The organism is Nocardia sp. NPDC049526, assembly GCF_044465765.1.
Lineage (GTDB): Bacteria > Actinomycetota > Actinomycetes > Mycobacteriales > Mycobacteriaceae > Nocardia.
On sequence record NZ_JBITMA010000020.1, the window covers coordinates 2,144 to 18,912 of the forward strand.

At 66.5% G+C, this 16,769-nt stretch carries 11 protein-coding genes; 6 read left to right on the plus strand and 5 right to left on the minus strand.

Translation table 11 applies throughout. The features are described from left to right. The first annotated feature begins 758 nt into the window (after positions 1 to 758). Positions 759 to 1,067 carry an ATP/GTP-binding protein gene (locus ACIBW7_RS38695; protein WP_397055349.1) on the plus strand — a complete coding sequence of 103 codons (309 nt, stop codon included), beginning with the start codon at positions 759 to 761 and terminating at the stop codon, positions 1,065 to 1,067. Between the two features lie 1,213 nt (positions 1,068 to 2,280). On the opposite strand, the gene ACIBW7_RS38700 is transcribed toward ACIBW7_RS38695, so the two are convergent. Together ACIBW7_RS38700 and mce are read right to left on the minus strand one after the other, a co-directional pair. Then, complete coding sequence (locus tag ACIBW7_RS38700) at positions 2,281 to 3,285, minus strand: hypothetical protein (RefSeq protein WP_397055351.1); 1,005 nt, start codon at positions 3,283 to 3,285, stop codon at positions 2,281 to 2,283. 86 nt (positions 3,286 to 3,371) lie between these two features. After that, positions 3,372 to 3,845: a methylmalonyl-CoA epimerase gene (gene mce, locus ACIBW7_RS38705; RefSeq protein ID WP_397055353.1), complete on the minus strand. Its 474-nt coding sequence runs from the start codon at positions 3,843 to 3,845 to the stop codon at positions 3,372 to 3,374. A gap of 196 nt (positions 3,846 to 4,041) precedes the next feature. Here mce and ACIBW7_RS38710 point away from each other — a divergent pair, with 196 nt between their 5' ends. The 3 genes from ACIBW7_RS38710 to ACIBW7_RS38720 all read left to right on the plus strand — a co-directional run bounded on the left by ACIBW7_RS38710 (position 4,042) and on the right by ACIBW7_RS38720 (position 6,596). Continuing rightward, the gene (locus ACIBW7_RS38710; protein ID WP_397055355.1) at positions 4,042 to 5,220 is read left to right on the plus strand and encodes an acetyl-CoA C-acetyltransferase; all 1,179 of its coding nucleotides are present in this window, start codon (positions 4,042 to 4,044) and stop codon (positions 5,218 to 5,220) included. Between the two features lie 88 nt (positions 5,221 to 5,308). Then, positions 5,309 to 5,686, plus strand: a complete 378-nt coding sequence (locus tag ACIBW7_RS38715) for a DUF3817 domain-containing protein (RefSeq protein ID WP_397055357.1) — start codon at positions 5,309 to 5,311, stop codon at positions 5,684 to 5,686. A gap of 61 nt (positions 5,687 to 5,747) precedes the next feature. Next, entirely contained in the window at positions 5,748 to 6,596 is an 849-nt protein-coding gene (locus ACIBW7_RS38720; protein ID WP_397055503.1) for a tetratricopeptide repeat protein, read from the plus strand. A gap of 694 nt (positions 6,597 to 7,290) precedes the next feature. Here the strand turns inward: ACIBW7_RS38720 and glgB are convergent. From glgB to ACIBW7_RS38735, 3 genes are read right to left on the minus strand one after another with little or no spacing between them, the layout of a single operon-like run. Continuing rightward, on the minus strand, positions 7,291 to 9,447 hold the full coding sequence (glgB, locus tag ACIBW7_RS38725) for a 1,4-alpha-glucan branching protein GlgB (RefSeq protein ID WP_397055359.1): 2,157 nt from the start codon (positions 9,445 to 9,447) through the stop codon (positions 7,291 to 7,293). Continuing rightward, entirely contained in the window at positions 9,444 to 11,447 is a 2,004-nt protein-coding gene (locus ACIBW7_RS38730) for a maltotransferase domain-containing protein (RefSeq protein WP_397055361.1), read from the minus strand. Before ACIBW7_RS38730 ends, glgB begins: the two co-directional genes overlap by 4 nt. Positions 11,448 to 11,485: 38 nt before the next feature. Further along, positions 11,486 to 12,160, minus strand: a complete 675-nt coding sequence (locus ACIBW7_RS38735) for a LysE family translocator (RefSeq protein WP_397055363.1) — start codon at positions 12,158 to 12,160, stop codon at positions 11,486 to 11,488. Positions 12,161 to 12,359: 199 nt separating this feature from the next. On the opposite strand from ACIBW7_RS38735, the gene glgP reads away from it, so the two are divergent. After that, on the plus strand, positions 12,360 to 14,930 hold the full coding sequence (gene glgP / locus ACIBW7_RS38740; protein WP_397055365.1) for an alpha-glucan family phosphorylase: 2,571 nt from the start codon (positions 12,360 to 12,362) through the stop codon (positions 14,928 to 14,930). Positions 14,931 to 15,310: 380 nt separating this feature from the next. Next, complete coding sequence (locus ACIBW7_RS38745) at positions 15,311 to 16,672, plus strand: NCS2 family permease (protein WP_397055366.1); 1,362 nt, start codon at positions 15,311 to 15,313, stop codon at positions 16,670 to 16,672. Positions 16,673 to 16,769 lie beyond the last annotated feature (97 nt).

The following is a 16,769-nucleotide window of genomic DNA, read 5'->3' on the forward strand; positions in this document are numbered from 1 at the left end:
CGTGCATGTGTTGGTGGCCGTGCACGGCTTTGTTCGTGCGTATCGGTTTGCCCGCGGCGCAGGAGTTCGTGCGCCGCGTATGGATTCGCCGGGTAAGCGTGCGCGGCGCGGCAGGTGTTGCACAGGAGGGGCGGAGTGCGTTGCCGGTACCTGAGGTCCTCGGCGGTGCGTGAAGTCGTCGGCGGTGCTTATGTTTGGCCGCCGTGCATGTGTTGGTGGCCGTGCACGGCTTTGTTCGTGCGTATCGGTTTGCCCGCGGCGCAGGAGTTCGTGCGCCGCGTATGGATTCGCCGGGTAAACGTGCGCGGCGCGGCAGGTGTTGCACAAGAGGGGCGGAGTGCGTTGCTGGTACCTGAGGTCCGCCCGCGGTGCTTATGTTCGGTTGCCGTGCATGTGTTGGCGACCGTGCACGGCTTTGCCCGCCGCGCATGCGTTCACGACCGCGCATGCGTTCACGACCCGCGCACGGGTTCGTCGGTCGCGCACGGGTTCGTGCGCCCCGCATGGCTTTGCCGTGGCGGATGAGTTCGTGCGCCGCGGATGTGCACTGTTTTGACTGCCGCGTATGACTCTGGGGCTGGTCAAGGTTCGTGCGCGGGGGTGGGGACGTGGGCTGGGCATGGATTTGCGGACTGCTCTTCGGTGCGTGGGTGCGCAGGGATTCGTCGGGTATTGACGTGCGCGGCATGCGGGGTGGTGCGTGGGAAGGGGTGGACTGCGGGCGCTGTGTGAACTAGGCCACGACCTAGGCTAATGGGATGCCCCGACGGAAACCGTGGACGGAACGCCAGGTGGGCCGCTCGCAGGAGGGCAACCCGCCGATCGGCGATGTCTTCGGTAGGCGGGAGGCCGGACCGGACAGCGACGACATGTACATCGTGCGAACCATCCCAGGTAGCCGGGCCATCAAAACCTATCGCTGCCCCGGCTGCGATCACGAAATCCCGCCCGGTGTAGCCCATATCGTCGCCTGGGCGATCGACGGCGGCGAAGACGACCGCAGACACTGGCACCGCGGCTGCTGGAACGGCCGCCGGACCCGCCGAATAACCCGCCGCTGGTCCTGAATCCCCCTGCGCCCCAGAGCAACCCACTGCGCACGCCGCGTCGCCGCCGCATACCCCGCGCAGACGGTATGCGGCTACGACGAACGGTGCGTGTTTACAGTCAGAAGGTGCTGGGGGTGCGCGCAGACAGAGGCGCACCTGCGGCGTATGGACGAGACTGCGGGCAGCGACTGCACGTGAACCCTTCTTGCGGACAAGTGGAGCCCGCCTGCGGTCAATGAGCGCCGCACCTGCCGGGGGCAGGAGACGCGCCCCAGGTAGAGAGTGCGGGCAGAGGGGGCGCTGTGGGACAGGGCGCACCTGTGCGGAGGACGTCGTGGGGCCCGCCTGCGGTCAATGAGCGCCACACCTGCCGGGGGCAGGAGACGCGCCCCAGGTAGAGAGTGCGGGCAGAGGGGGCGCTGTGGGACAGGGCGCACCTGTGCGGAGGACGTCGTGGGGCCCGCCTGCGGTCAATGAGCGCCACACCTGCCTGGGACAGGAGACGCGCCCCCAGTAGAGATGGCGGGCAGAGAGGGGCGGTTGTGGGGCAGGAGGCGCACCTGTGCGGAGGACGTCACGGATGACGGGCGCGCCTGAGTGCGCGGGCACACCATCGCACGGAGAGGGCAGCCGAGGTGGAGAGTGTGGACAAGGGGGTGTGGTGTCTATGGGCAGGAGGTGAGTCTGCGGACTAACGGGGCACGCCTACCGACAGGACTCTGCTGCGGGCAGTGCGCAGCATTGCGTGGGCGGCACGGGCCTGTCCGGTGAAGGCTCCGCTTGCGGCCGCTCGGGGCCTCTACGGGACCAAGAAGTCGGGCCTGCGGTTGAAGCGTGCGCCTGTGAGGAATTGCACGATTCTGTGGATTCTCTTGGGGCTGAGCATCTCTGGAACAGCGGAGTCGTCGTGCCGTGCCGGGCATTGCTGGTGGACGTGGGGCCACATCGGAAGCCCGGACGCGGAACCCGGTCGTCAGGCGGCCGGAGAGATTCCGGCGGGTCTGTGGATTACCTTGGGGCTGAGGATTTCTGGGGTAGGCAAGGGGCCGCAAGGCCGAATGTGCCAGGGGCGATGGGTGTCTCGGCGGGCCGGAACGTCGTTGTGGCGGCGTATGTCGCCGTAGCGGGGCGGTGTCCGGTTACTCGGATTAGGAAGGCCGCCCCGGTGTGGGGCGGCCTTGGTGTGAATTCGGTTGGGGTGTTGCGTTTGTCGCCGCTCAGCCCGCCGTCGTCAGTTGGTGATTTCGGCGTTCTCGCGCTCGTCGGCGTCGATGTCGTCTTCCTCGGCCGAGACCTCGGGAATGGCCTTGGTGCGCGAACCGCTGGTGACCGACTTGGTGCCACCACCGATGGACTTGCGCTGATCCGGAACCCCGTCCAGCAGTTCGCTTTCCCGGTTGACGGCCGCGAGCATGGCGGGCACCGAGTCGAGCTGGCCGCGGATGCCGAGCAGCTGGGCGAGCACCCGGCCACGCAGCACGCGCATCTCCTCGGCGAGCTCCTTGGCGTGCGCGATCTTGCGCTCGGAGGTCTGCGTGGCGGAGGTGATGAGGCGGTTCGACTCGTCGGTCGCGTCCTTGATCCGCTGAGCGGCCTCGGCGCGGCTGGTGGCCTCGAGCTCCTCCATGGCGCGGGTGAGCTTGGTGCGACGCTCAGCCATGGTGGCCTCGAAGTCCTGCTGGGTCGCCTTGCGCTTGGCATCGGCTTCCTTGCCGAGGCGATCGGCCTCGGCCTGAGCGGCCTCGATGATCTTGGCGGACTCGGTACGCGCATTCGCCAGGGTCTGCTCGAATTCGATTTCGAGCGCCTCGCGCTTCTCCTTGGTCTCGGCGAGCAGCGATTCGTACTTACCACGCATTTCGGTGGCCTGCTGCTCGGCGATCGACACCATTTCCGCCGCCTCGGCCTGCGCGAGCGCGCGGACCTCGGACGCCTCGTCGGAAGCCAGGCGCAGCATCCGAGAGATGCGGTCGGACATGCCTTCCGCAGTGGTCGGCGGAACCGAAAGGCGATCGACTTCCTTACGGAGCTCGTCGATCTCGTCCCGCGCGTCCTCCAGCTGGCTGGCGAGGTTACGGGCTTGCGCCGCAGCGGCATCCCGATCTGTGGCGGTGACCCTTAACTCGGCATCGAAACGGTCGAAGTAGTTGCGTACCTCGTCTTGCGCATAACCCTTGCGCACAACGGTGAAGGGCAGTGCAACGAAGCGATTGCGATCGGACTCAGGTGACGACATGGCACACAAACTACAGCCTACTTGCACCTCATGGTGACTCGACCGCGAATGTGATCCGGACGAGTTTTTCAGGCCCGATCTTGATACTAGTGCGTAACATTCGCGTTCGGCTCGACCAACTCGATCAGCACACCGCCAGCATCCTTCGGGTGAATGAAATTGATGCGAGAATCCGCGGTTCCGTGACGCGGGGCGTCGTACAGCAAACGCAGACCTCGATCACGAATATACGTGGAAACTGCTTCGATGTCGGTAACTCGATAGGCGAGTTGCTGCAGGCCCGGTCCGCTGCGATCGATGAACTTGGCGATGGTGGAGTCGGCGTTGAGCGGCGCCAGCAACTGCAGGGCAGTCGCGCCGTCCGGTGCGCCGGGCAAAGACAGCATCGCCTCGTGCACACCTTGGGCCTCGTTCACCTCCCGGTGGGTCTCGATCATGCCGAGATTGTCGGCATACCAGGCAATTGCGGCATCCAGGTCGGGTACCGCGATGCCCACGTGGTCGACGGCGATGATGTAGTCGCCGGGGATGAAATTCGACGGGTCGATAACATTGCTCACCCCTCGAACGTAGCGTCTGATCCGACACAGTCGGCCGGAGGCCGTCATAGTCCCTTGCGCTTGGCCGAGCGTAGGCGAGGGCACCGCGTACCTGGTAGGGGGCATTCGAGTTGGGCAAGCTACCGTTGAGTTCAGAGGTTGACGTCGCGGGTGCTCGGTGCGCGACGCTGTTCGATCAATGAATGCGAGGCTCGTCGTGACCACAACCGTGATCGTCTCCGGTGCGCGTACCCCGGTCGGTCGGCTGCTCGGGGGTCTGAAGGACTTCACCGGTTCCGACCTGGGCGGTTTCGCAATCAAGGCGGCGCTGGAGAAGGGCGGCGTCGCGCCGGAGCAGGTCGACTACGTGATCATGGGCCAGGTGCTCACCGCGGGTGCGGGGCAGATCCCGGCGCGGCAGGCGGCGGTCGCCGCGGGCATCCCGATGGATGTGCCCGCGCTGACGGTGAACAAGGTGTGCCTGTCCGGTATCAACGCGATCGCGCTCGCGGATCAGCTGATCCGCGCCGGCGAGTACGAGATCGTCGTCGCCGGTGGTCAGGAATCCATGAGCCAGGCCCCGCATCTGCTCGAAAAGAGCAGGGAGGGTTACAAATACGGTGATGTGACGCTGCGCGACAGCATGGCCTACGACGGTCTGCACGACATCTTCACCGACCAGCCGATGGGTGCGCTGACCGAACAGCGCAACGACGCCGAGCCGGTCAGCCGGGAGGATCAGGACGCGTTCGCGGCGGCGTCGCATCAGCGTGCAGCGGCGGCGTGGAAGAACGGCGTTTTCGATGACGAGGTGGTCCCGGTGTCGGTGCCGCAGCGCAAGGGCGATCCGATCGTGGTGAGCACGGACGAGGGGATTCGCGCGGACACCACCGTCGAATCGCTGGCCAAGCTGCGCCCGGCCTTCCGCAAGGACGGCAGCATCACCGCGGGCACCGCCTCGCAGATCTCCGACGGCGCGGCCGCGGTGGTCGTGATGAGCAAGGAAAAGGCGCAGTCGCTCGGGCTGAGCTGGATCGCCGAGATCGGCGCCGCAGGCGTGGTGGCCGGTCCGGATTCGACGCTGCAGGATCAGCCCGCCAATGCGATCGCCAAGGCCTGTGCGCGCGAAGGCATTTCGCCCGCCGAGCTGGATCTGGTGGAGATCAACGAGGCGTTCGCGGCGGTCGGCATCGCGTCCACCCGCAAGCTGGGCATCGATCCGGAGAAGGTGAACGTCAACGGTGGCGCGATCGCCATCGGTCACCCACTCGGCATGTCCGGTGCGCGCATCCTGCTGCATCTGGCGCTGGAGCTGAAGCGGCGCGGTGGCGGCGTCGGCGCGGCCGCGCTGTGCGGTGGCGGCGGTCAGGGTGACGCGCTGATCATCAAGGTGTAATTCTCGGCTCCGTCGGCCCGGATATACCGGTTCGGCGGAGTTCAGGTGTGACCGGTTCAACTACGACCCGTCGTAGCAGTCCGGCACAATGGTGGCCATGGGCAATTTCTTCGACTTGAGCACCGTGGCCAAGCGGTTCCGCTTCATCGCCGTGCTGGAGGCGATCTCCTGGGTCTTCCTGATCGTCGGCATGGTGTTCAAGCGCCTCCCCGAACCGGTGCTGTGGCCGGTCAAGGTGTTCGGGATGACGCACGGCATCATCTTCGTCCTGTTCGTCATCACCGCGATCCTCGCGGCGCGTGAGCTGGCGTGGAACACCAAGACGACGGTCCTCGCGCTGCTGTCGAGCATTCCGCCGTTTTTCACGGTCCTCTTCGAGGTGTGGGCGGTGCGTGCGGGCAAGCTCGGTGAGCTGAGCGACGTGACTTCCGTCGACTCCGGAGCCCCGGCGTCGGTCACGCCGTGACAAACTGGAAGCCGTGACTCGACCTGCTGCCCGCCGCCCTTCGCCAGCCGTCGCCGCCGCCATGTCCGGTGCGGTGGATCTGTCCAGCCTGAAGCAGCCCCCGGCCGGTGCGTCGGGTGCGGGAGGCGGCGGCGACTACGCCGTCTCCGAGGCGGATTTCGAAACGAAGGTGCTGCGTCGGTCCACCCAGGTGCCGGTGGTCGTCGCGCTGTATTCGCAGCGCAGCCCGGGTAGCGTCGAGCTGGTCCAGACCCTGGAGCGGCTCGTTCAGGAGGGCGCGGGCGCATGGGATCTGGCGACGGTCGAGGCCGAGGCCAATATGCGGATCGCGCAGGCGTTCGGTGTGAAGGGCATTCCGACCGTGATCGCGGTGGCCGGTGGCCGCCCGCTCGCGGATTTCGAGGGCGCCCAGCCGGAGCCGCAGGTCCGGCAGTGGTTGAGCGCGGTCGTCGAGGCGGTCGGCGGGCAGCTCGAGGGCGGTGAGCAGCCCCCGGCCGTAGAGGACCCGCGTTTCACCGCCGCAGAGGCCGCGCTCGAGCGCGGCGACATGGCCGGTGCCGAAGCGGCCTATGAGGCCATCATCGCCGCGGAGCCGGGCAATGAGGAGGCAAAGAACGCGCTGCGTCAGGTGCGCTTCCTGTCCCGTGCCCAGACCATTTCGGACTCGGCGATCGCCACTGCCGACGCCGATCCGGCCAATGTCGACGCGGCTCTGGATGCCGCCGATGTGGAGATGATGAGCCAGCAGCCGGAGGCCTCGTTCGACCGGTTGATCGCCGTGATCAAGAAGACGGCCGGCGATGATCGCACCAAGGCGCGCACCCGGCTGCTCGAACTCTTCGAATTGTTCGACCCGGCAGAGCCTTTCGTGGTTGCTGCTCGCCGCAAGCTGGCCGCCGCGTTGTACTGACCGAGCCGCTCGTAGCGCCGCTCGCTGTCCGTTCGGCGGCCATGTTTGGCATCGGCGGATGGCTCTTCCGCCGATCGCGGCGATGCGGTCGATCGCTGAGCACGGTGATCGGCAGCGAGGCCGACGGCAGTCTGGATGTCCTGGTCGACAACGCCGGTGCAGAGCCCCTTGGGATCGCACGACGTCCGCCCGCACCGGCGTAGCTGGACGCCGCCGGGGGCGGCGGCTCGGCCCGCTCGATCTACCCGCGTGACGGCTTCTGTCTCCGGTGCGAGCCAGATTGCGGTGTTCGGGCCTGCGCGACTGTGGTCGTAGCCGGGCTGAGCGCTGCGGGGTGGCGCCTGTTGGACTCTCCCGTGTGGTGGTTTATGACCCTGGTGCGAGGCCAGATTGCGGTGTTCGGGTCGGCGCGACTGTGGTCGAAGCCGGGCTGAGCGCTGCGGGGTGGCGCCTGTTGGACTCTCCCGTGTGGTGGTTTATGACCCTGGTGCGAGCCAGATTGCGGTGTTCGGGTCGGCGCGACTGTGGCCGTAGCCGGGCTGAGCGCTGCGGGGTGGCGCCTGTTGGACTCTCCCGTGTGGTGGTTTATGACCCTGGTGCGAGCCAGATTGCGGTGTTCGGGCCTGCGCGACTGTGGCCGAAGCCGGCTGAGCGCTGCGGGGGGTGGCGCGTGCTGGACTCACCCCTGTGGTGGCTACGACGCTGGAGCGAGCCAGATCGCGGTATTCGGGGCCAGTGCCACGGTCGCCGAAGCCGGTCGACCGTGCCACGGCTCATCGGTCGCCTTGACACCGCCCAGATTTCCGATGCCGGAGCCGCCGTATTCGGCGGCGTCGGTATTGAGGATTTCGCGCCAGGTGCCTGCGCTCGGCAGGCCGACGCGGTATTCGCCGTGTATCGAGCCGGAGAAATTGAAAACGCAGGCGATCACCGAACCGTCGGAGCCGTAGCGGAGGAAGGCGATCACATTGTTTTCGCGATCGTCGGCCTGGACCCAGGAGTAGCCGCCGGGGCTGGTGTCCTGACTCCACAGCGCGGGATGGGCGCGGTAGACCGCGTTCAGATCCCGGACGGCGGCTGTAATGCCCTGGTGCAGTGGGTTTTCCAGTTCATGCCAGTCCAGGCCGCGGTCGTGTGACCATTCCCGGAACTGGCCGAAATCCTGGCCCATGAACAGCAATTGCTTACCGGGATGCGACCACATGTAGGCCAGCAGTGCGCGCACGCCCGCCGCCCTGGCGAAATCGTCGCCGGGCATCCTGGTCCAGAGGGTGCCCTTGCCGTGCACGACCTCGTCGTGGCTGATGGGCAGCACATAGTTCTCGCTCCACGCGTACACCAGCGAGAAGGTGATCTCGTTGTGGTGCCAGGAGCGGTGGATCGGATCGCGCCCCAAATAGCCCAGGGTGTCGTGCATCCAGCCCATATTCCATTTCATGGTGAAGCCGAGGCCGCCGACATCGGCGCCGCGGGTGACACCGGGCCAGGTGGTGGATTCCTCGGCGATGGTGACGACGCCGGGATGGTGGCGGTGCACGGTTTCGTTCAGGTCCTGCAGGAAGTCGACGGCCTCCAGGTTTTCCCGGCCGCCGTGCACATTGGGTTCCCATTCGCCTTCGGCGCGTGAGTAATCCAGGTACAGCATGGAGGCGACCGCGTCGACGCGCAGTCCGTCGATATGGAATTCCTCGATCCAGTACCGCGCATTGGCGACCAGGAAGTTGCGCACCTCATTGCGGCCGAAGTCGAAAATGTAGGTGCCCCAGTCGAGTTGCTCGCCGCGGCGCGGGTCGGCGTGCTCGTAGAGCGCGGTCCCGTCGAAGCGCGCGAGCGCCCATTCGTCCCGGGGGAAGTGCGCGGGCACCCAGTCGAGCAGTACGCCGATGCCTGCGGCGTGCATGCGGTCGACGAAGGCTCGGAAATCGTCGGGGGAGCCGAAGCGGGCGGTAGGCGCGTAGTACGACGTGACCTGGTAGCCCCAGGAGCCGCCGAACGGGTGCTCGGCGATCGGCAGCAGCTCGATATGGGTGAATCCGGCCGCGCGCACGTAATCGGCGAGCTGATCGGCCAATTCGCGGTAGCCGAGGCCGGGGCGCCAGGAGCCCAGGTGCACTTCGTAGACGCTCATCGGGGCGCGGGTCGGGTCGGTGCGTTCGCGGGTCGAGACCCAATCACCGTCGGACCACACATAATTGCTTTCGGTGACCACCGATGCCGTCGCCGGTGGCAGCTCCGTCGCGAAGGCCAGCGGATCCGCATGATCCACGGTGCGTCCATCCGCGCCGTGCACCCGGAACTTGTATTTGGTGCCGACACCGACACCCGGTACGAAGACCTCCCATACCCCGGAGGATCCGAGCGAACGCATCGGTGCGGTAGTCCCGCTCCACCCGTCGAAGTCCCCGATCACGGTGACACCCCGGGCATTCGGTGCCCAGACCGCGAACGAGGTTCCAGCCACCTCGCCGTCGAGGGTGGTGTAGTGACGCGGGTGCGCGCCGAGCACATCCCAAAGGTGTTCGTGGCGGCCCTCGCCGATGAGATGCAGGTCCAGCTCGCCGACGGTGGGCAGGAAGTGGTAGCCGTCCGCGCTGATGATCGTCTGTCCGCCTTGGTAATTGGTGACGATGCGGTAATCCATCAGGTCCGGATGCGGTACGATACCGGCGAAAATGCCGTGTCCCAACGACTTCAGCGGATGGTCGACGCCGCCGACCCGGGCCAACACCGTATCGGCATGCGGGCGCAGCACCCGAACGATCGTGCCGTCTGGATGCGGATGCGCGCCGAGCACGGTATGCGGATCGGTGTGGGTGCCCGCCGCGAGCAACATCAGATCGCGGCGCTTCATCGAAATGTCTTCCGGAACGCCAGTTCCGCGCGCGCCTGCTGCGATACCGCGGGCAGCGTGAGAATGTGGGCGACCGCGTGGGCCGGATCCAGCCGCACGTAGTTGGTCTGCGCCCAGTGGTATTCCTCGCCGCTGACCTCGTCGAAAACCACCGGATGGTCGTGCCATTCGCGGCCGATGGCGGGCAGGTCGAGCGAGATCATGCCCCATTCGGCCCCATAGGGATTCAGATTCACCACGACCAGCACGGCGTCACCGCCGGCCGGATCGACCTTTGAATACGCGAGTAGCGCGTCGTTGTCGACGTGATGGAAGTGGATGCAGCGCAACTGCTGCAGTGCCGGATGCGCGCGACGGATCTCGTTGAGGCGAGTGATCCACGGCTCCAATGATTCTCCGCGCGCGAGCGCCTCGGCGAACGGGCGCGGGCGCAGCTCGTACTTCTCCGAATCCAGGTATTCCTCGCTGCCCGGACGCACCGCCTGATGCTCGAAGAGTTCGAATCCGGAGTAGACACCCCAGGTCGGGGCCATGGTCGCGGCCAGCACCGCGCGGATGGCGAACATGCCGGGCCCGCCGTGCTGCAGGCTTTCGTGCAGGATGTCAGGGGTGTTGACGAACAGGTTCGGTCTGGCCTCGTCGGCCTTGGCGGCCAGTTCGTTGCCGAATTCGGTCAGCTCCCATTTCGCGACGCGCCAAGTGAAATAGGTATAGGACTGGCTGAATCCGCGGCGGGCCAGACCGTAGAGCCGGGCCGGTCGGGTGAAGGCCTCGGAGAGGAAGATCACGTCCGGATCGGTGCGCCGCACGGTCGCGATCAGCCATTCCCAGAAATCGGCGGGCTTGGTGTGCGGGTTGTCGACGCGGAAGATCTTGACGCCCAAGCCGATCCAGTGCCGGACGACGCGCAGTACCTCCGCGTACAGCCCGTCGGGATCGTTGTCGAAGTTGACCGGGTAGATGTCCTGATACTTCTTCGGTGGATTCTCGGCGTAGGCGATGGTGCCGTCCGGGAGGGTGGTGAACCACTCCGGGTGCGCGGCGACCCACGGATGATCCGGTGCGCACTGCAGCGCCAGGTCGAGCGCGACTTCGAGGCCGAGTTTGGTTGCGGTGGTGACGAATTCGGCGAAGTCGGCGGTGGTGCCGAGTGCGGGATGGATCGCGTCGTGCCCGCCGTCCTTCGACCCGATCGCCCACGGGGAGCCGACGTCGCCGGGTTCGGCGGCGAGCGCGTTATTGCGGCCCTTGCGGTTGATCTCGCCGACCGGGTGGATCGGAGGTAGATAGACGACATCGAAGCCCATGCCCGCGATGCGCGGCAATTCCTTTGCGGCAGTAGCGAAATTGCCGTGGATCGGGTTGCCTGCGGCATCACGGCCGCCGGTCGAGCGCGGGAAGAATTCGTACCACGAGCCGTACAGTGCGCGTTGACGTTCCGCCAGTACCGAGTGCTGCGGGCCGCGAGTGACCATGTCCCGCAACGGTGTATCGCGCAGGATCTCGGCGACCTCCGCGCTGAAGGCGGGGGCGACCCGGGCGGGCAGCTGTTCGTCGGCGCGCAATGCCGTCGCGGCCGCGCGCAAGCGCTCGAACTGCTTCTTGGGCACCGCCTGCGCGGCCCGTTCGAACAGCCGGGCGCCGAGCTCGAGGTCGTTGGCGAGGTCCGCTGCGCTTTGTCCGACGGCGAGCTTGGCCTCTACCGCCGCCCGCCAGGTTGCTATCGGATCGCTCCAGCCCTCGATGCGGTAGGTCCACGCACCGGGCAGGTTCGGTACGAAGGTGGCATTGAAGACATCCGGTTCGTAGTCCGGCGTCATGCGAATGCGGGTGATCCGCGATGAGCCGGGGCCACGCACCGCCAGCGTGGCGGATACGGCGTCGTGCCCCTCGCGCCAGACCACGGTGCGCACCGGAAAGACCTCGCCGACCACGGCCTTGGCCGAGCGGCCGCCGGGTATCGCAGGGGCGGTGTCATCGATTGCGATGCGGCCGGTCACGTCGACCAACCTACCGGGTGCGGGGCGGTCGGACGGGATCAGCGTGCGTCGGCCGCCAGACCGAGACCGAGTGCGACCAAGATCGCGCCGAGCGCGCGCTCCAACCGCTGCCGGATTCCGGCTCGCCGCAACCAGGCCCCGGCGCGGTCCGCCGCCAGCACGATGCCGATGCACCAGGCGGTATCGATGACCAGCTGGATACCCGCCAGGATCAGCACGGTCGGCAGCACCGGACCGCTCGACGGCAGGAACTGCGGCAGGATCGTCAGGCCGAAGACGGCCGCCTTCGGATTCGCCGCGATCGAGATCAGCGAGGCGCGGAACGCCGAACCGGGGGTGCGGCCGGCGGGTAGCAGCTTGGTCGCCCGGGGACCGCTGCCGGCGGGGCGGGTAAGCGCCGTGCTGCCGAATTCGTCCGCACCGCGAGCACCGCGCCAGGCCTGCACACCGAGCCAGATCAACACCATCGCACCGATGACGTGCACCGCCGTATTCATGAACCGGTTCGCGACCAGCAGCACCGACAGACCCGCGCCACCGGCGAGCGTCCAGCCGAACACGCCGATCTCGTTCCCGGCCACCGCCGCAAGCCCGGCCGCGCGACCGTCGCGCACCGCGCGCTGGAGGAACAGCGCCGTCGCAGGCCCGGGTAGCGCGGCCAGAATGAGGCAGGCCAGCAGGAACTGGGGGAGCACATCGATCCAGTGCGGCATCAGCCGATGCTCTCATTCACGCCGGTTCGTCGCCAGCGATATTCCGGTGCGGTGAGCAGCGGCGCCGGGTAGTTCGTCGTGTCCGACCCAGGCCCGCCGGCCGGCTCGGAGCCGCGATCGTGCCGGTTGGTGCGTACGGTCCAGTGACCTGTGCCCGCTGGGGCAACCTGGTGCTGCGGCATTGGGTAGGGTTCGGTTGGTGAAGGCACTCCGTCGTTTCACCGTCCGTGCCCATCTGCCCGAGCGTTTGGCGGCCCTGGGCGAACTTTCCACGAATCTGCGCTGGTCGTGGCATTGGGCTACCCAGGATCTGTTCGCGGAGCTCGATCCGGAGCTGTGGCGCGAGCTCGGCCACGATCCGGTGCGGATGCTGGGCGAGGTGCCCGCGGCGCGGCTGGACGAGCTCGCCGCGGATACGGACTATGTCGGGCGAGTGGATGCCGCCGCCGCGGATCTGCGCGACTATCTGACGCGGCCGGGCTGGTTCCAGCGGCAGACCGATGAGCCGGTACGCGGCATCGCCTATTTCTCGATGGAGTTCGGCGTCACCGAGGTCCTGCCGAACTATTCGGGCGGCCTCGGGATTCTCGCCGGTGATCATCTGAAGTCCGCATCGGATCTGGGACTGCCGCTGATCGGCGTCGGATTGCTTTACCGCTCCGGCTACTTCCGGCAGTCGCTGACCGCGGACGGTTGGCAGTCCGAGCACTATCCGGCGCTGGATCCGCAGGGGCTGCCGCTGCGGCTGCTGAGCACCGAAGGTTCGCCGGTTTTGATCCATGTGGCCATGCCCGATCAGCGGGTGCTGCGGGCGCGGGTGTGGATCGCGCAGGTCGGGCGGGTGCCATTGCTGCTGCTGGATTCCGATATCGCCGAGAACGATCCGGAACTGCGCGCGGTCACCGACCGGCTCTACGGCGGTGATCAGGACCATCGGATCAAGCAGGAGATCCTGGCCGGTATCGGTGGCGTGCGGGCGGTGCGCGCCTATACGCGCGCCGCGGGTGTGCCGGATCCCGATGTCTTCCATATGAACGAGGGTCACGCCGGATTCCTCGGTGTCGAGCGGATCCGTGAATTCGTCTCGGCCGGACTGGATTTCGACACCGCCCTGACTGCGGTGCGGGCCGCTACCGTGTTCACCACGCACACGCCGGTGCCCGCCGGTATCGACCGGTTCCCGATGCCGTTGGTGCGCAGGTATTTCGGCGGTGGCCACGGGGAATCCGAATCCGCCATGCTGCCAGGGCTTTCCGTCGACCGGATCGTCGCGCTCGGCCGCGAAGCCGATCCGTCGGTGTTCAATATGGCGCATATGGGTCTGCGACTTGCCCAGCGCGCCAACGGTGTTTCCAAACTGCACGGCGAGGTGAGCCGCGCCATGTTCGCGCCGCTGTGGTCGGGCTTCGACGCGACCGAGGTGCCGATCGGTTCGGTCACCAATGGTGTGCATGCCCCGACCTGGGCCGCGCGCGAATGGTTCGACAAGGCACGCGAACACATCGGTCCCGAGCTGGTCGAGGAGGCGCGCGGCTGGGAGAAGCTGCGCGATTTCGACTTGGGTGAATTGTGGTCGACCCGGAATGCTCTGCGCGCCGTCCTCGTTGCCGAGGTGCGCCGCCGGGTTCGCGCGTCCTGGTTGGAACGTGGTGCCGCTTCGGCTGAATTGGGATGGGTCGACAGCGTTTTCGATCCGAATGTGTTGACCGTCGGTTTCGCGCGCCGGGTGCCGACCTATAAGCGGCTGACCCTGATGCTGCGCGATCCGCAGCGCTTGCGTGCGCTGCTGCTGAATCCCGATAGGCCGATGCAACTGGTCGTCGCGGGTAAGAGTCATCCCGCCGACGATGGCGGCAAGGCGCTGATTCAGCAGGTCGTTCGGTTCGCCGACGATCCGGAAGTGCGTCATCGGATCGCCTTCCTGCCCGATTACGACATGTCGATGGCCCGCTACCTGTACTGGGGTTGCGATGTCTGGCTGAACAATCCGCTGCGTCCGCTGGAGGCCTGCGGCACCTCCGGTATGAAGTCCGCGCTCAACGGCGGCCTCAACCTCTCCATCCGCGACGGCTGGTGGGATGAGATGTACGACGGCGAAAACGGTTGGGCCATACCGACCGCCGACGGCGTCTCCGATGAACACCGCCGCGACGACCTCGAGGCCGCCGCCCTCTACGACCTTTTCGAACGCACCGTCGCACCGCGCTTCTATGACCGCGACGGCTCCGATATGCCGGTGCGCTGGGTCGAGATGGTGCGCCACACCCTGCAAACGCTCGGTCCGAAGGTGCTGGCCTCCCGCATGGTTCGCGACTATGCCGTCGAGTACTACGCCCCCGCCGCATCCGCCGGTAAACGCGCGAGCGCCGACGAATTCGCCGGTGCCCGAGCGGTTTCGGAGTACCGCCGCCGAGTCGACGCCGCCTGGCCCTCGGTCAAGATCATCCAGGTCGACAGCGCGGGGCTGCCCGACACCCCGATCATCGGCGCCGAACTCTCGCTCGCCGCCCGCATCGACCTCGCCGGCCTCACCCCCGCCGATGTCACCGTGCAGGCGGTACTCGGCCGAGTCTCACCGACCGACGACCTCTCCGACACCACTACCTTCCCCATGACCCACACCGGATCCGACTCCGGCGTAGACCTTTTCACCGTCGAAACCCCGGTCCCCCTGTCCGGCGCCGTCGGTTACACGGTCCGGGTCCTACCCCACAACGAACTACTCGCCAGCGACGCCGAACTGGGCTTGGTAATCGCCCCCAACAGCTGATGTCGAATCCGGGACCTACTCGCAGCTCAGTTGGACCAGGCCCTTCGGGTCCCAGGGCAACGGTCCGATCGGGAAGCTGAAGCGGAGCATGCGGTGCGGCGACGCGCCGTCGAATTGCAGGTTGAAGGCGGGCAAGATGCCGTGGATCACCTTGTCGAGCAGGCCGTCGATGTGGGCGAAGCTGGGTTTGGCCTTGACCTGCCAGGCGTCGAATCTGCCTGCGGGGACGTCGATGGTGGTAGATCGATCTGTCTGAGACGGCTACCGTGACGCTGCTCACGAACACCTATACCTGCTGATGGGGGCGGGTTCTCGAGCTCAGTGAATTGTCGGTTACCGTGCCCTGGCACCCCCGTACTCGTTTTTCGACTGGAGAGCTCATGGTCACCGACGTTCTGACGCGAACCCGAGGACGCCTCGACGCGTACTTCGGCATCAGTTCGAACGGTTCGACCATGAAGCGTGAGCTGATGGCCGGAACCATCACCTTCCTCGCCATGTCGTATGTGCTCGCCGTGAATCCGTCGGTGCTCGGTGACGAGGGTCCGCTCGGAGCCAAGGGCATTCCCATGCAGGCGGTCTTCACCGCGACGGCGGTCGCCGCGGTCTTCGGCACGCTGGTCATGGGGGTGTGGGCCAGATATCCGATCGCACTCGCGCCAGGCATGGGCCTGAATGCCTTCTTCGCCTATTCGGTGGTGCTCGGGATGGGGATCCCGTGGCAGGTGGCGCTGTCGGGGACTCTCCTGTCCGGGGTGATCTTCTTCGTGCTCGCGATCACCAAGGTGCGCGAACGCATCCTCAATGCGATTCCGATGCAGATGAAGCTAGCCGTCGGCGCGGGCATCGGGATGTTCGTTGCATTCCTCGGTCTGAAGAACGCGGGCATCGTCGTCAATAGCGACGCCACTCTCGTCACCCTCGGCGACTTCACCAAGGGCACCACGCTGCTGGCACTGTTCGGCCTCGTGATGACCGTGGTATTCCTGGTCATCGGCTGGCACGGCGCGGTGCTCTATGGCATCGTGCTCACGGCCATTGTGGGCGTCATCAGCGGTCTGGTCGAGCTGCCCAACGGTGTCGTCGCAATGCCGCAGGGCCTCGAGCACACCTTCGGTCAGGCCATCATCCATCTGCCCGATGCGTTCACCGGGCAGATGGCCGTCGTCGTTCTCACCATGCTCTTCGTCGACTTCTTCGACTGCTCCGGCACCCTGATCGGCGTCGCCAACCAGGCCGGACTGCTCGACAAGGACGGCAAACTGCCGCGCGCGGCCAGTGCACTGGCCGCGGACTCGGTGGGCACCATGGCGGGCGCGGTCATCGGGACCTCGACCACCACCGCCTACGTCGAATCGACCGCGGGTGTCTCAGCGGGCGGACGGACCGGTATGACCGCCGTGACCACGGCGGGCTGGTTCCTGATCGCCATGTTCTGCTATCCGATCTTCGCGGTCGTCGCCGGTTCGGCGGCCATCACCGCACCTGCGCTGATCGTGGTCGGCGTGCTGATGGCCCGCGCGCTCGGCGAGATCGATTGGAATCGGCTGGAGTACTCGATTCCGGCGTTCATCACCGTCGTCATGATGCCGCTGACCTACTCGATCGCGAATGGACTGGCGATGGGGATGCTGTTCTATCCGATCGTCATGGTCGCGAAGGGGCGCGTCAAAGACGTGCATCCGGCGATGTGGGCGCTGATGGTGATGTTCCTCGGATACTTCTTCTTCCTCGCGAAATAAGCCTCGCCTATCGCGCGGTTGGGCTGAACTGTGCGATAATCGGACCGCAGTCCGATTCATTGCCGAGGCTAAAGAGCCATTGTTCATAACCGATGCA

Excerpts from the sequence above, each read along its gene's own strand:
- ACIBW7_RS38695 (WP_397055349.1), top strand. The coding sequence starts at position 759 with ATGCCCCGACGGAAACCGTGGACGGAACGCCAGGTGGGCCGCTCGCAG.
- ACIBW7_RS38700 (WP_397055351.1), bottom strand. The coding sequence starts at position 3,285 with ATGTCGTCACCTGAGTCCGATCGCAATCGCTTCGTTGCACTGCCCTTC.
- ACIBW7_RS38715 (WP_397055357.1), top strand. The coding sequence starts at position 5,309 with ATGGTGGCCATGGGCAATTTCTTCGACTTGAGCACCGTGGCCAAGCGG.
- ACIBW7_RS38720 (WP_397055503.1), top strand. The coding sequence starts at position 5,748 with ATGTCCGGTGCGGTGGATCTGTCCAGCCTGAAGCAGCCCCCGGCCGGT.
- glgB (WP_397055359.1), bottom strand. The coding sequence starts at position 9,447 with ATGAAGCGCCGCGATCTGATGTTGCTCGCGGCGGGCACCCACACCGAT.
- ACIBW7_RS38735 (WP_397055363.1), bottom strand. The coding sequence starts at position 12,160 with ATGCCGCACTGGATCGATGTGCTCCCCCAGTTCCTGCTGGCCTGCCTC.
- ACIBW7_RS38745 (WP_397055366.1), top strand. The coding sequence starts at position 15,311 with ATGGTCACCGACGTTCTGACGCGAACCCGAGGACGCCTCGACGCGTAC.